The sequence below is a fragment of the Nocardia sp. NPDC051030 genome, assembly GCF_040683015.1.
In the GTDB taxonomy this organism is placed as follows: Bacteria; Actinomycetota; Actinomycetes; order Mycobacteriales; family Mycobacteriaceae; genus Nocardia.
Genome location: NZ_JBFBCD010000005.1, coordinates 59,554 through 74,506, shown reverse-complemented (window position 1 = coordinate 74,506; position 14,953 = coordinate 59,554). Strand labels below are relative to the sequence as shown.

13 protein-coding genes are annotated in these 14,953 nt (G+C 66.7%); 11 read left to right on the top strand and 2 right to left on the bottom strand.

Annotation, left to right across the window (positions count from 1 at the left end):
* Positions 1-73 precede the first annotated feature (73 nt).
* The 3 genes from AB0N05_RS18025 (at position 74) to AB0N05_RS18015 (ending at position 3,167) form a co-directional block, all read left to right on the top strand.
* Positions 74-1,018 (top strand): ATP-binding cassette domain-containing protein, encoded by a 945-nt coding sequence (locus AB0N05_RS18025; RefSeq protein WP_364694894.1) that lies wholly within the window; start codon positions 74-76, stop codon positions 1,016-1,018.
* Entirely contained in the window at positions 1,018-1,779 is a 762-nt protein-coding gene (locus AB0N05_RS18020) for an ABC transporter permease (protein ID WP_364694891.1), read from the top strand. Before AB0N05_RS18025 ends, AB0N05_RS18020 begins: the two co-directional genes overlap by 1 nt.
* 533 nt (positions 1,780-2,312) lie before the next feature.
* Positions 2,313-3,167: an adenylate/guanylate cyclase domain-containing protein gene (locus AB0N05_RS18015; protein ID WP_364696438.1), complete on the top strand. Its 855-nt coding sequence runs from the start codon at positions 2,313-2,315 to the stop codon at positions 3,165-3,167.
* 146 nt (positions 3,168-3,313) lie between these two features.
* Here the strand turns inward: AB0N05_RS18015 and AB0N05_RS18010 are convergent, their stop codons facing one another.
* Positions 3,314-3,469, bottom strand: coding sequence for a hypothetical protein (locus AB0N05_RS18010; protein WP_364694888.1), 156 nt, complete (start codon positions 3,467-3,469; stop codon positions 3,314-3,316).
* A gap of 184 nt (positions 3,470-3,653) precedes the next feature.
* On the opposite strand from AB0N05_RS18010, the gene AB0N05_RS18005 reads away from it, so the two are divergent.
* The 7 genes from AB0N05_RS18005 (at position 3,654) to AB0N05_RS17975 (ending at position 13,016) form a co-directional block, all read left to right on the top strand.
* The gene (locus tag AB0N05_RS18005) at positions 3,654-5,447 is read left to right on the top strand and encodes an acyclic terpene utilization AtuA family protein (protein WP_364694886.1); all 1,794 of its coding nucleotides are present in this window, start codon (positions 3,654-3,656) and stop codon (positions 5,445-5,447) included.
* Between the two features lie 11 nt (positions 5,448-5,458).
* Positions 5,459-6,607: an acyl-CoA dehydrogenase family protein gene (locus tag AB0N05_RS18000; RefSeq protein ID WP_364696435.1), complete on the top strand. Its 1,149-nt coding sequence runs from the start codon at positions 5,459-5,461 to the stop codon at positions 6,605-6,607.
* Positions 6,604-8,208, top strand: a complete 1,605-nt coding sequence (locus tag AB0N05_RS17995) for a carboxyl transferase domain-containing protein (RefSeq protein WP_364694884.1) — start codon at positions 6,604-6,606, stop codon at positions 8,206-8,208. Before AB0N05_RS18000 ends, AB0N05_RS17995 begins: the two co-directional genes overlap by 4 nt.
* Before the next feature lie 8 nt (positions 8,209-8,216).
* A complete protein-coding gene (locus AB0N05_RS17990; RefSeq protein WP_364694881.1) occupies positions 8,217-10,214 on the top strand; it encodes a biotin carboxylase N-terminal domain-containing protein in 1,998 nt (665 codons plus the stop codon).
* A 4-nt stretch (positions 10,215-10,218) separates the two neighbouring features.
* Positions 10,219-11,382, top strand: a complete 1,164-nt coding sequence (locus AB0N05_RS17985; RefSeq protein WP_364694878.1) for an acyl-CoA dehydrogenase family protein — start codon at positions 10,219-10,221, stop codon at positions 11,380-11,382.
* A gap of 224 nt (positions 11,383-11,606) precedes the next feature.
* Positions 11,607-12,395 (top strand): enoyl-CoA hydratase family protein, encoded by a 789-nt coding sequence (locus AB0N05_RS17980; protein WP_364694875.1) that lies wholly within the window; start codon positions 11,607-11,609, stop codon positions 12,393-12,395.
* A 6-nt stretch (positions 12,396-12,401) separates the two neighbouring features.
* Positions 12,402-13,016 (top strand): TetR/AcrR family transcriptional regulator, encoded by a 615-nt coding sequence (locus tag AB0N05_RS17975; RefSeq protein WP_364694872.1) that lies wholly within the window; start codon positions 12,402-12,404, stop codon positions 13,014-13,016.
* A gap of 71 nt (positions 13,017-13,087) precedes the next feature.
* Here the strand turns inward: AB0N05_RS17975 and AB0N05_RS17970 are convergent, their stop codons facing one another.
* Positions 13,088-13,240 carry a hypothetical protein gene (locus AB0N05_RS17970; protein ID WP_364694869.1) on the bottom strand — a complete coding sequence of 51 codons (153 nt, stop codon included), beginning with the start codon at positions 13,238-13,240 and terminating at the stop codon, positions 13,088-13,090.
* Between the two features lie 224 nt (positions 13,241-13,464).
* On the opposite strand from AB0N05_RS17970, the gene AB0N05_RS17965 reads away from it, so the two are divergent.
* A complete protein-coding gene (locus tag AB0N05_RS17965; protein ID WP_364694867.1) occupies positions 13,465-14,940 on the top strand; it encodes a DUF222 domain-containing protein in 1,476 nt (491 codons plus the stop codon).
* Positions 14,941-14,953 lie beyond the last annotated feature (13 nt).

Genomic DNA, 14,953 nt, shown 5'->3' with positions numbered 1-14,953 from the left:
CATCCTCGAGGATGAGCGACGCGCGACCTCGGATCTATAGTGCGCGCCGCGCACTTGGGGAAGACTGGTCGTCATGATCGAACTGAGGGGCCTGACCAAACATTACGGCCAGACCGTCGCGGTGTCGGATCTGTCGTTCACGGTCCGTCCGGGACAGGTGACCGGCTTTCTCGGCCCGAACGGGGCGGGTAAGTCGACCACCATGCGGATGATTCTGGGACTGGACGAACCGACCTCCGGCACCGCGCTCATCGACGGTAAGCCGTACAAGGAACTGACGCGCCCGCTCACGGCGGTGGGTTCGCTATTGGATGCCAAGTGGGTGCATCCGAATCGTTCGGCGCGCTCGCATCTGCGCTGGATGGCGGCGTCCAATGACATTCCCGCCGCCCGCGTGGAGGAGGTGCTGCGACTGGTCGGCCTCGCCGAGGTGGCCAATAAGAATGCCGGTGGGTTCTCCCTCGGCATGTCGCAGCGGCTCGGCCTGGCGGGTGCGCTGCTGGGTGATCCGAAGGTGCTGCTGTTCGACGAGCCGGTGAACGGGCTGGACCCGGAGGGCATTCTCTGGATCCGCCGCTTCATGCAGCGGCTGGCCGCGGAGGGCCGCACCGTGCTGGTGTCGAGCCATCTGCTGTCGGAGATGGCACAGACCGCCGAGCATCTGGTGGTCATCGGCCGGGGACGTCTGATCTCCGATACCACCACCAAGGATTTCATCGAGAAGGCGTCGGAACAGTCTGTGCGCGTGCGCAGTCCGCAGCTGGATCAATTGCGCAGCCTGCTCACCTCGAACGGTATGACGGTGCGCGAGGAGGCCGCGGATTCGTCCGGTCCGGCCCTGGTGGTCGCCGGTGTCACGAGTGACGCGGTCGGAAAACTGGCCGGCACCAACGACATCACGCTCTTCGAGCTGTCTCCGCAGCGCGCGTCGCTGGAGGAGGCGTTCATGCGGATGACCGGTGGTGCGGTGCAGTACCACGGCGAAGGCTTCGACCAGGTGATGGGAGGTGCGCTCTGATGGGCGTATTGGCAGCGGAACGTATCAAACTCACCTCGACCCGGTCGCCGTGGTGGTGCTCGGCCATCGTGGTCGCGCTCGGCCTGGGGTTCGCGGCGCTGATCGCGAGCGTATCCCGTTCCAGCAAGGGCAATCCGGACGGTCAGACCGTGAATGTCGCCTCGGCGGTGGTGGGTGTCAGCGGGTTCGGCGTGCTGGTGCTCATGATCATGGCGACCCTGTCCGTGACCAGTGAATACCGGTTCGGCATTATTCGCACGACCTTCCTGGCGACGCCGCAGCGGTCCAAGGTCATCGGCGTGAAGACCGCCCTGCTCGCCGTGTACGCGGCCGTGCTGACGGCCGTGCTGTGCGTGCTCGCGTACGGCCTCACGCGGGCCATCTACGGTTCCGGCCCCGGCCTGGCGCTGTCCACGTCGGAGGAATGGCGGGCGCTGCTCGGCGTGCCGGTGTACGCCCTGCTGGCGGTCGCGTTCGCGATCGGTGTCGGTGTGCTGCTGAGGCAGTCGGCGGCCGCGATCTCGCTGATTGTATTGTGGCCGTTGGTAATCGAGCCGCTGCTGGGCGCGTTCGGTGGCTTCGGCCGGAATGTGGGTCCGCTGCTGCCGTTCCAGAACGGTCAGCGCTTCTTCTCTCAGACGATTTCGGAGTCGTCGTCGAATTGGCACTGGGGCCCGTGGGGCAGCCTGGTGTACTTCGCGGTCTTCGTCGGGATCATTTTCACCGCCGCGCTGGTTGTGCTGAACAAGCGCGACGCCTAGACCCTGCCCGGGGATCGTCGGCCACTGCCCGGTCGACGATGCGCATCGGCCCGATACGGATTTCCGTATCGGGCCGATGTCTTATCGGTGGGGTTTCTCTGGCTGAAAAACCGCTCTGTGTAAAGCAACAGGCCGTAACGATAAGAGTTTGTGAAGACTCTCGCTTCCGCCCGGAAATACCTGGCCAGCAAAACTAACGGTCGGTAGCATCGCCTCAGCAACCAAACACTCGAGCATCGGCGGGCCCAACGTTGTGGCCGCTAGGACCGATAGGCAGGTGTCAGGTGGCAATCATTAATCCACTCGAAGACCAAGGGCTGGGATACGCTCTGGGCGTGAGCGAACGACCCTCCGACGGCGGTGACTCTGCCCCCGGCAGACCCAGCGCCGAAGGGTCTCGCGGGGCCCGAGACGGGTCCCGGGAGTCCCGCACCGAAGGATTGGGAACAGATCGCAGCCGGTCGAAGGACGGAAACGCGTCGAAGGCCGGGAACGGCGGCCCGCGCGAACCCTTCATCGACCCCGATCTGGTGATCCCGCTGGTCCCCGCCGATCTCGACGATTCCGACGGCGAAGCCGACCAGGGCCGCCGCCGCTTCCCCCGCGGCCAGATTTCCGCGCTCGTGAACGCCGCCAATCAGCGCGGTGATCTCATCGGTGTGATTCGCAAGGCCCGCGAGAACCTCCCGGGCGATCCCGCCTTCGGTGATCCGCTCTCGGTCTCCGGCCCCGGTGGCGTGCGCGCGGTGGCCCGGGCCGCCGACAAACTGGTCGGTGACTCGCCCAGCGCCGCAAAAGAATTGGGTCTCGGTGCCCTCCAGGTCTGGCAGGCCATGCTGGAACGAATGGGCAAGGGTCGCGGCAATGCCGAGATCACCATCATGTTCACCGACCTGGTCGCCTTCTCCAGCTGGTCCCTGGCCGCCGGTGACGAACGGACCCTGGAACTCCTGCGCCGGGTGGCCAAGGCCATCGAACCGCCCATCGTGGACCGCGGCGGCCAGGTCGTGAAGCGCATGGGCGACGGCGTCATGGCGGTCTTCCCGTCCGCCGACCGCGCCGTCCGCGCCGCGGTGGCCGCCAAGGAGAACCTGACCGCTGTCGCCATCGACGGCTACCGCCCGCAGATGCGCATGGGCCTGCACACCGGTACCCCGCGCGAGATCGGCGGCGACTGGCTCGGCGTGGATGTCACGATCGCGGCGCGAATGATGGAAGCGGGCGGCAATGGCAACACCATGCTCTCCGGAGCCACCCTCGACTCCCTGCATCCGGAGACCCTCGAAGAACTCGGCTTCGGCGTGAAGTCCTACCGCCGCAGCTTCTTCGCAGCGCCTCTCAGCGGTGTCCCCGAGGACCTGCGCATCTTCCGCCTAGAGGCGGAATAACGAGGACTTCGGGGGCGGAGAGTCCCAGGGAGTTCGGGGCGAAGCCCCGAGACTCCGCGTCAGCGGTCCCCCTTCACCGGGGTGTGGGGCGGAGCTCCCACGATCCCAAGGGGTTTCAGGGGCGAAGCCCCTGAGAGCTCTGAGAGTTAGACAAACCAGAGGATCGACCCGGCCGCTGCGAGCACGCCACATACGGCGAGTGCGATGGCGAGTCGGCGCGACGTCTTCCAGGTGGAGTACGCGCCACCGAACAGGAACCCGGCAATCGCCAGCAGAATGATCACAGGTACGTCGCTCGACACCTGAACAGTGTGCCTTTCGCCCGACTCGGGTAGCTGTCCGGGGCGTCTTCAGCCAGTCGCTGGCAATTAACAAGCACGCAGGCTTGATTTTTTTCTGGGGTGATGTGACCCTGTACGAGACCGCAGCGAAGACGCTGCGCCGGCTGTGCTCATTGCAGCGCAGGTGCACCCAGGAGGCCCAGTAATGAGTCAGCTCGGCGACGACCCGGAACTCATTCGGATCGGCAACTGTTCCGGCTTCTACGGTGACCGCATGTCCGCCATGCGCGAGATGCTCGAGGGCGGGCAGCTCGATGTGCTCACCGGCGACTATCTGGCCGAGCTCACCATGCTGATCCTGGGGCGGGATCGCATGAAGGATGCCAGCCTCGGTTACGCCAAGACCTTCGTGAAGCAGTTGGAGAACAGCCTCGGGCTGGCTCTCGAGTCCGGGGTGCGGATTGTTGCCAATGCGGGCGGGCTGAATCCGGCCGGGCTGGCGCAGCGGGTGCGGGAGGTTTCCGAGAAGCTCGGGCTCGCAACAAAAGTCGCGTATGTCGCGGGAGATGACCTGCTGGCGCGGGCGGGCGAACTGGGGCTCGGATCGCCGCTGACGGCCAATGCCTACCTGGGTGCCTGGGGTATCGCGGAGGCGCTGAACGCGGGCGCGGATGTGGTGGTGACCGGTCGGGTCACCGATGCCGCCTTGGTGGTCGGACCGGCCGCCGCGCACTTCGGCTGGGGCCGTGCGGATTACGACGCGCTGGCCGGTGCGGTGGTGGCCGGGCATGTCATCGAATGCTCGACGCAGGCCACCGGCGGTAATTTCGCCTTCTTCACCGAGATCGCCGATCTGGGGCGTCCGGGCTTCCCGATCGCCGAGGTGCGGCGCGATGGCAGCAGCGTGATCACCAAGCATGCGGGCACCGGCGGCGCGGTTACCGTGGACACGGTGGAAGCGCAGCTCATGTACGAGATCCAGGGTGCGCGCTACGCCGGACCGGATGTGACCACGCGGCTCGACAGCATTCGGCTGTCCCAAGAGGGGCCGGATCGGGTGCTGATCAGCGGTGTCGCCGGTGAAGCACCGCCGCCTCAGCTGAAGGTGTCGCTCAATACTCTCGGCGGCTTCCGCAATGAGATGGAATTCGTGCTCACCGGTCTCGATATCGAGGCCAAAGCCGAACTGGTGCAACGACAGCTGGAAAGTTGGCTGCCGGTGCGGCCCGCTGAACTGGAGTGGACCCTGGCCCGGCTGGACCGGCCGGACGCCGATACCGAGGAACAGGCCAGTGCGCTGCTGCGGTGCGTGGTCCGGGATGCGGACCCGAACAAGGTGGGGCGCGGATTCTCCAGTGTCGCGGTGGAATTGGCTCTGGCCAGCTTCCCCGGCTTCTCGCTGACCTCACTGCCCGGCAATGGCAGTCCGTATGGTGTGTTCACGCCGGGGTTCGTTGCCGCGCAGGAGGTTCCGCACACGGCCGTCCTGCCCGATGGCAGTGAGGTCGCGATCGCCCCGGCCGCCGAGACCCTCGAACTTGCCGAGGTGGCGGAACCCGCACTGCCGCAACCGCTTCCGCAGGGTGAGACCAAGCGCGTGCCGCTGGGCACCATCGCGCTGGCTCGCAGTGGCGACAAGGGCGGCAATGCCAATATCGGCGTCTGGGTGCGCACCGAGGAGCAGTATCGCTGGCTGGTGCACGCGCTGACCGTCGACGAGCTGCGCCTGCTGCTGCCGGAGACGGCGAAACTGCCGGTCACCCGGCATGTGCTGCCCAATCTGCGGGCGGTCAATTTCATTGTGGAGGGTCTGCTGGGTGCGGGCGTGGCCTATCAGGCGCGCTTCGATCCGCAGGCCAAGGGGCTCGGGGAATGGCTCCGGGCCCGGCATATCGATATCCCCGTGGAGCTCCTGGGCGCGAACAGTCAGGGGCCGGAGGCGGTAGCGCAGCGTAACCACGCAGGCCCCCTGTTCGCGCCCGAGAGGACACAGCCATGAGCACCGGATACGTGAATCCCTGGACTACGCCGGAGCGGAATGCCTTGCGCGCCACGGTGCGCGGTTTCGCCGAGCGCGAGGTGCTGCCGTACCTGAACGATTGGGAGCGCGACGGCGAGATCCCGCGCGAGCTGCACAAGAAGGCCGGTGCGCTGGGGCTCTTGGGTATCCAGTTCCCGGAGTCGGTCGGCGGTTCCGGCGGAGACGGCATCGACGCGGCCATCGTGTGCGAGGAAATGCATTACGCAGGGTGCTCGGGCGGGCTGTTCGCCTCCCTGTTCACCTGCGGTATAGCGGTGCCGCATATTGCGGCGTCGGGCAATCCGGAGCACATCGAGCGCTGGGTGAAGCCGACCCTGGTGGGCGAGAAGATCGGGTCGCTGGCGATCACCGAGCCCGGCGGTGGCTCCGATGTCGGGCATTTGCGGACCACCGCGGTGCGCGAGGGCGACGAGTTCATCGTCAATGGTTCGAAGACGTTCATCACCTCCGGTGTGCGCGCCGACTACGTGGTGACGGCGGTGCGCACGGGTGGCCCCGGCGCGGCCGGTGTGTCGCTGCTGGTGGTGGAGAAGGGCACGCCCGGTTTCACGGTCAGCCGCAAGCTGGAGAAGATGGGCTGGCTGGCCTCCGATACCGCCGAGCTCTCGTATGTGGATGTGCGCGTGCCGGTCTCGAATCTGGTGGGCCCGGAGAACTCCGGGTTCTCGCAGATCGCCATGGCTTTTGTGAGCGAGCGGGTGGGTCTGGCCGCGCAGGCGTACGGGCATGCCCAGCGCTGCCTGGACCTCACCCTGCAGTGGTGCCGCGATCGCGAGACCTTCGGCCGTCCGCTGATCAGCAGGCAGGCCGTACAGAACACCTTGTCGGAGATGGCGCGTCGCATAGATGTGGCCCGCGTCTACACCCACCATGTGGTGGAGCGCGCCTCGCACGGTGAGACCGATCTGATCGCCGAGGTGTGTTTCGCCAAGAACACCGCGGTGGAGACGGCCGAATGGGTGGCGCATCAGTCGGTGCAATTGTTCGGCGGGCTCGGCTATATGCGTGAGTCCGAGGTGGAGCGCCATTACCGGGATGTCCGCATTCTCGGTATCGGCGGCGGCACCAACGAGATCCTGACCGCCCTGGCGGCAAAGCGATTGGGGTTCCAGTCTTGAGCATTCTGCGCACGTCCGTAGACCCGAAGTCGGCGGATTATCAGGCCGCCGCCGAGGCGATGACGGCCAAACTCACCGAGGTCGAGGGCGAATACGCCAAGAACATCGCGGGCGGCGGCCCGGACAAGATGGCGCGGCATCGCAAGCGCGGCAAGCTGACCGCGCGCGAACGCATCGAACTGCTCCTGGACGAGGATTCACCGTTCCTGGAGCTGGCACCCCTGGCCGCCTGGGGCAGTGACTTCCATGTGGGCGCGAGCGTGATCGCGGGCATCGGCATTGTGGAGGGCGTCGAATGCATGATCGTCGCGCCCGATCCGACCGTGCGCGGCGGCACCTCGAACCCGTGGACGCTGCGGAAGAACCTGCGCATGAACGATATCGCGATGGAGAACCGGCTCCCGGTCATCGGCCTGGTGGAGTCGGGTGGCGCGGATCTGCCCACGCAGAAAGAGGTCTTCGTTCCCGGCGGGCGCATGTTCCGGGATCTGACCCGGCTGTCGGCGGCCGGAATCCCTACCATCGCACTGGTTTTCGGAAATTCGACGGCCGGTGGCGCGTACATCCCCGGCATGTCCGACTACACGGTCATGATCAAGGAACGCTCCAAGGTGTTCCTCGGCGGCCCGCCGCTGGTGAAGATGGCGACCGGTGAGGAGTCCGACGACGAATCCCTCGGCGGTGCCGAAATGCACGCTCGCGTCTCGGGTTTGGCCGATTACCTGGCCGTCGACGAGCAGGACGCGATCCGCCTGGGCCGCTCCATCGTCAAGCGTCTGAACTGGCAGAAGAAGGGTCCGGCGGCGCGACCGCTGACCGAGGTCATCGAGCCGCTGTACGACTCCGAGGAACTGCTCGGCATCGTGCCGGGCGACCTCAAGATCCCGTTCGACCCGCGCGAGGTCATTGCCCGCGTGGTGGACGGCTCCGATTTCGACGAGTTCAAACCGCTGTACGGTTCCAGCCTGGTCACCGGCTGGGCCGAGCTGCACGGCTATCCGGTCGGCATTCTCGCCAATGCGCGCGGCGTGCTGTTCTCGGAGGAGGCGCAGAAGGCGGCCCAGTTCATTCAGCTGGCCAATCAGTCGAATACGCCACTTCTGTTCCTGCACAACACCACCGGGTACATGGTCGGCAAGGAGTACGAGCAGAAGGGCATCATCAAGCACGGCGCGATGATGATCAATGCGGTCTCCAATTCGAAGGTGCCGCATATTTCGCTGCTCATGGGCGCGTCCTACGGTGCGGGCCACTACGGCATGTGTGGCCGCGCGTACGACCCGAGGTTCGTGTTCGCCTGGCCGAGTGCGAAATCCGCCGTCATGGGTGGTGCGCAGCTGGCGGGCGTCATCTCCATTGTCGGCCGGGCCGCGAACGAGGCCCGCGGCATCCCGTTCAACGAGGAGCAGGACGCCGGATTGCGCGCCATGATCGAGGCGCAGATCGAGGCCGAATCGCTGCCCATGTTCATGTCGGGTCGCCTGTACGACGACGGCGTCATCGACCCGCGCGACACCCGCACGGTATTGGGAATGGCCTTGTCCGCCATCCACAATGCCCCGATCAAGGGCGCTGAGGGCTTCGGCGTCTTCCGGATGTGAGATACGGCATGGAGATCACCAACGTTCTGGTCGCCAACCGTGGCGAAATCGCCCGGCGGGTGTTCGCGACCTGTCGGCGGATGGGAATCGGCACTGTCGCGGTGTATTCCGACGCTGACGCCGCGTCCCCGCATGTGGCGGAGGCCGACGCGGCCATCCGGCTGCCCGGCAATACGCCCGGCGAGACCTACCTGCGTGCCGAACTGATCATCGAGGCGGCCCTCGCGGCCGGTGCCGATGCGATTCACCCCGGCTACGGATTCCTTTCCGAGAACGCCGATTTCGCGCGGCTCGTGCAGGAGGCCGGTCTGGTGTGGATCGGCCCGCCGGTGAGCGCCATAGAGCAGATGGGCTCCAAGGTCGAGTCCAAGAAGATGATGGACGCCGCCGGTGTCCCGGTCTTGGCCGAGCTGGATCCGGCCGAGGTCACCGAGGCGCACCTGCCCGTGCTGATCAAGGCGTCCGCCGGTGGTGGCGGTCGCGGCATGCGTGTGGTGCGTGAGCTGGCGGACCTGCCCGGTCAGCTGGAAGCCGCACGGCGCGAATCGGAATCGGCCTTCGGCGATCCGACCGTGTTCTGTGAGCGCTACCTGGAGACCGGCCGCCATATCGAGGTGCAGGTTATGGCCGACACCCATGGTGTGGTGTGGGCGGTCGGTGAGCGTGAGTGCTCGATCCAGCGTCGTCACCAGAAGGTGGTGGAGGAGGCTCCGTCGCCGCTGGTGGAGCGCGTCGGCGGGATGCGTGAGCGCCTGTTCGAGGCGGCGCGCCTGGCCACCGAGGCCATCGGCTACGAGGGTGCGGGCACCGTCGAATTCCTGGCCGACGAGAAGGGTGACTTCTTCTTCCTGGAGATGAATACCCGTCTGCAGGTGGAACATCCGGTCACCGAGCAGGTCACCGGGTTGGATCTGGTGCGCCTGCAATTGCAGGTCGCGGCGGGACGTCCGCTGCCCGCGAAGCAGCCTGGAATGCGCGGCCACTCCATCGAGGTCCGGCTCTACGCCGAAGATCCGGCGCATGACTGGCAGCCGCAGAGCGGCACCGTGCACCGCATCGAAATCCCGGGCACCATCGGCGAATTCACCGTGCTGGACCAGCCGGGCGTGCGCCTGGATACGGGTGTCGTGGACGGCTCCGTGGTCGGCGTGCACTACGACCCGATGCTGTCGAAGGTCATCTCCTTCGCCGAAACCCGGGACGAGGCGGCGCATCTGCTGGCTTCCGCCTTGCAGCGCGCGAAGATTCACGGGCTTGTGACGAATCGCGACCTGCTGGTGCGCGTGCTTCGGCATCCCGCGTTCCTCGCGGGCGATACCGATACCGCCTTCTTCGCCACGCACGGACTGGAAAACCTTTCCGCACCACTGGTTTCCGACGATGACGAGAAGCTGGCCATCGTTGCGGCCGCGCTATCGGACTCGGCTGCCAATCGCGCGAAGGCCAAGGTCAGCGCGGGCATTCCGACCGGCTGGCGGAACCTGCCGTCGGTGGCACAGACCAAGTCCTATGAGAGCCGGATCAGCGGCAAGCATGAGGTGCGCTACCGGATCACCCGGACCGGCCTGGATATCGAGGGCCTGGACGGCCTCGAATTGGTCGAGGCCACACCGGATTCGGTGATTCTGTTGGTGCCGTGGGAGCGGGGCCGGGTGCGCCGCCGCTTCGAGATCGCCCGCTACGGCGATCTGGTCGCGGTGGATTCCCCGCTCGGCCCGGTGGCCCTGCGCCGCCTCCCGCGTTTCGAGGATCCGGCCGATCAGGTGGCCGAGGGCTCGCTGCTGGCCCCCATGCCGGGTGCGGTCATTCGCGTCGGCGCGGAGGTCGGCGCGCGGGTGGAGAAGGGTCAGCCGATTCTGTGGCTGGAGGCGATGAAGATGGAGCACACCATCGCAGCGCCCGCCGCGGGCATTCTCACCGAACTCAATGTCACGGCCGGCCAGCAGGTCGAAGTGGGCGCTGTGCTCGCCGTCGTGCATTCCGATGACAACGAAGGTCAGGAGTAGTCACATGGGTTTCATCGAAACCGACGAGCAGAAGGCGCTGCGGGCGGCGGTGTCCAAGCTGGCCGACAAGTACAACTTCCGTGACTACGCCGGACCCAAGGCGCGCAAGGGCGAACCCTTCGACGAATTATGGGATGAGGCAGGCAAACTCGGCTTCCTCGGCGTGAACCTGCCGGAGGAGTACGGCGGCGGCGGGGCGGGTATCTACGAGCTCGCGCTGGTGCAGGAGGAATTGGCGGCCAAGGGCTGCGGGCTGCTGCTCATGGTGGTGTCCCCGGCCATCTGCGGCACCATTATCGGCAAGTACGGCACCGAGGATCAGAAGCGGTACTGGCTGACCAGGCTGGCCGACGGCTCCTCGAAGATGGTTTTCGGCATTACCGAGCCGGATGCGGGATCGAACTCGCACAAGATCACCACGACGGCCCGCCGCGATGGCGAGGACTGGATCCTGACCGGCCGCAAGATCTTCATCTCCGGTGTGGATCAGGCCGAGGCCGTGCTCATTGTGGCGCGCACCGAGAACGCCAAGACCGGCAATCTCCAGCCCGCCCTGTTCATCGTCCCGGTGGATGCCCCCGGCTTCGTGAAGACGAAGCAGGAGATGGACATTATCGAGCCGGACAATCAGTTCACGCTGTTCCTGGACGAGGTGCGGCTGCCCGCGACCGCGCTGGTCGGCAAGGAGGACGCCGCCATCGCGCAGCTGTTCGCCGGGCTGAACCCGGAGCGCATCATGGGTGCGGCCATGGCGGTCGGCATGGGCCGGTACGCCATCGATCGGGCGGTCGCGTACGCCAAGGAGCGTGCGGTCTGGAAGGGCACGCCGATCGGTGCGCACCAAGGCATTTCGCATCCCCTCGCCCAGGTGAAGATCGAGCTGGAACTGGCCAAACTGATGATGCAGAAGGCCGCCACCCTCTACGACCAGGGCGACGACTTCGGTGCCGCCGAGGCCGCCAATATGTCGAAATACGCTGCGGCCGAAGCCAGTATCAAGGCGCTCGACCAGGCCATCCAGACGCACGGCGGCGCGGGCTTGACCTCCGACGTGGGTCTGGCGGGCATGCTGGCCGCGGCCCGCATCGGCCGGGTGGCCCCGGTCAGCCGCGAGATGATCCTCAACTTCGTCTCCCAGCATTCCCTCGGCCTGCCCAGGTCCTACTGATGCGAGGCACTGCCACCTCGGCGCGGGCAGGGAGCCGGGCGCGGAGCGCGGATCGCCTCCGGCGCACCGTTCCGCTCCGAGGTGGCGTGGGGCGAAAGGCTTGGGTAACAACAGCTTTCGGGAGGTTCGATGAGCGATAACAGTGTGGATCGCCTCCGGCACACCGGTCCGCTCCAAGGTGGTGGGGCGAAGGTCTTGGTTGACAACAGCTTTCGGGAGGTTCGATGAGCGACACCAGTTCCGATGCGCCGTTCGTGCGCTACCAGGTCCAGGACGATGGCTTCGCCGTCCTGACACTGGATTCCCCGCACAATCGCAATGCCCTGTCCGCGCGCCTGGTCACCGAGCTGCTCGCGGGCCTGGAGCGGGCGGCGGGGGACGAGGCGGTGCGCGGGGTGGTGCTCACCCACACCGGCAATACCTTCTGTGCGGGGGCCGATCTCAAGGAAGCGGTGGACGCCGACCCGGCGGCCGCCGCCGATATCCGCACCCGCTGGATGATCTCGGTGCTGCGCGACATTCTCAGCATGCCAAAACCGGTGCTGGCACAGGTGAACGGCAATGTGCGGGCGGGCGGCATGGGCATTATCGCGGCCTGTGATCTGGTGGTCGCCGGGCGGGACAGCAGTTTCGGGCTGACCGAGGTGCGGATCGGGCTGGCCCCGTTCATGATCTCGCTGACCCTGCTGCCGCGCATGACCGGGCGGTCGGCCGCCCGCTACTTCCAGACCGGCGAGACCTTCGACGCGGCCGAAGCCGAGCGCATCGGACTCATCACCGTGGCCGTCGACGATCCGGCTGCCGAGGTGGCGCGCCTGCGCGGGGAACTGCGCAAGGGCTCCCCGCAAGGCCTGGCCGAGAGCAAGCGGCTCGTCAATGGCGACCTGCTCACCGCCTTCGATCGCTCCTCCGAGGAGTTGGCCAAGCGTTCGGCGAGCTTTTTCGGCACCGCCGAGGTGATCGAGGGCATAACGGCCTTCATTCAGCGCCGTCCACCCGCCTGGGCAGAATAGACAACCATGGCGACACCCCACGAACCCAAGCAGGACCGCAGCCGGGCCACCCGGCAGCGGCTGCTGGAGGCGACCATCGACTGCCTGGCCGAGACGGGCTGGGCGGCGGCGACGGTCGCCGTGGTGGCCGAGCGGGCCGGGGTGTCGCGGGGTGCGGCGCAACATCACTTCCCCACCCGGGAAGAACTGATCACCGCGGCCCTCGAGTACATGTTCGACACCCGCATGGATCAGGCCAAGGCCGACGCGTTGTCGCACGCCGAGGTCGCCCAGGGCGCGGCCCGCACCGAAGCGGTGGTGGCGCGCCTGGTGGAGTCCTACACCAGCCCCCTGTTCAAGGCGGCACTCCAGGTGTGGACCCACGCCGCCGCCGACTCGGCGCTACGGGAACGCATCGTCCCCCTCGAAGCCCGGTTCGGCCGCATCTCGCACCGCATGGCCGTCGAGGCGCTCGGCGTCGACGACTCCGATCCGGTGGCGCACCACCTGGTCCAGGCGACCCTCGATATGGCGCGCGGCCTCGGCCTCGCGGACGTGCTCACCGATGACTCGTTGCGCCGCAAGGACATCGTGCAGCAGTGGGCGGCAACACTTCACGCCGTGCTGCGCACCCCGCGCTGACTACTCCCGGGGTTTCAGGGGGCGAAGCCCCGGCGCAGGGAGGTGGAGCCCGCGAGTCCCGAGAGTTGGTATCACCAGCCGAAGATTTCGGCCATCTCGATGGATTCGTCGTCCCAGCGTTCTTCTATGACCTCCCGCTCGTGTGCGGGAAGGTCGGGGGACCAGCCGACTCTGCGCCAGAAGGCTTCCCGATGGTCATCGGCTAGCGGGTGGGGATAACTCATGGCGATCATCCCTGAGATGTGCTGGCGGGGAACCTATTCAGGGTAGGGCCGGGATGTCCATGATCGGAACCGGTTTCGCGAACCTCGGTTGCAGAGAAGCAGACAAACACCTCGAATGGCTGTGGATTGATCGCGGGGGTGTGAACAACTGGAACGTCTGAATATCCGCAGTTCAGATAGCGTTTTCCCTTCTCTGCGTTGATCATTCGCGGTAGAATTAGCACATGAGTTCGAGCAGCGAAGCGTTCACCACGGTGGGGGCCAGTGACCTGGCCGCCGCGGTGAACGCCCTGCTCGAAACCTCCCTCACGGCCGTGCCGGAATCCGGGATCACCGCGCTGCTGCGCGAGATCGAAACCAGCACCCGCCGATTGGCGGCCGTCGGACATCGCCTGATCGTCGAAGCGTGCGAGCGCTCGATCCCGCAACGGGTCGGCGCGGGCAGCCCGGTGCGGTACCTGGAGGAAACCCTGCGGCTTTCGCATGCTGATGCGGTGGCGCGGGTGAAGGCCGCCAAGGCGCTGGGCACCTGGCACGATGTCGGTGGTCAGGCATTGGAGGCGATGCTGGCGCACACGGCGAAAGCTCAAGCCGCCGGGGAGATCTCCGCTGACCACGCGCGGGTGATCGCGAAGATCACCGACCGGATCCCGCGTGGGGTATCGCGCGAGGATCGGGAGGCGGCCGAGCAGATCCTGGTCGAGTTGGCGCGGTCCGCGACTCCCGACGACCTGCCCAAGGCGGGTGAGCGCATCATCGCGCACCTGGACCCGGACGGGACGCTCACCGACGACACCGATCGCGCGCGGATGCGCGGTGTCGTGCTCGGTCGCCAGCGTGCCGATGGCATGTCCCCGATCAAGGGCGAGATCACCCCGATGTTGCGGGCGTTGCTGGATCCGGTGCTGGCCAAGCTGGCACGCCCGGGCATGTGCAACCCCGACGATCCGCAAAGCCCTTGGGTGGCTGATGATTCGGTGCCGCGCGAGCAGGTCGAGGAGGCCGCCGCGCGGGACAGTCGCAGTGCCGCGCAACGCAATCATGATGCGCTGCTGGGGTTCCTGCGCCCGGAGATGGGCCCGAGCGCACTGGGTTCGCATCGCGGGCTGCCGGTGTCGGCGGTGTTCACCATGAGTGTGGCCGAGTTGGAGCAGGCCGCCGGGGTGGTCACCACCGCATCCGGGGGTACGGTGTCGATCCCGCAGGCGTTGCAGCTTGCGGAGCGGGCGATGCCGTTCCTGGCGTTGTTCGATCACACCGGGATGCCCCTGTACCTGGGGCGCGGACAGCGGTTGGCCAACCCCGCGCAGCGTTTGGCGTTGATCGCGGCCGAGCGGGGCTGCACCCGCCCGGGCTGCAATGCCCCGGCCACCTTGACTGCGGTGCACCATGTTTCGGAGTGGGCCGAGGGCGGCAACACCGACATCGACAACCTCACGCTCGCGTGCGATCACTGCCACGCCCTGGTCAATGACGGCCCGGGTGGCTGGAAGACGGTGAAGCTGGGCGCGACCTCGCAGTTCCCCGGTCGGACGGGCTGGATCGCACCGGCGCATATCGATCCGACCGGTACGCCCCGAGTGAACCATCGCCACCACGCCAAAGAGTTGCTCGCCCAAGCACAATCACGCATCCGTGCGCGTAATGAACGCGCGGCGTCGTGCCACCGCCAATGGCTGGGGCAACGCACCACCGCCTGAACATACGTCACCG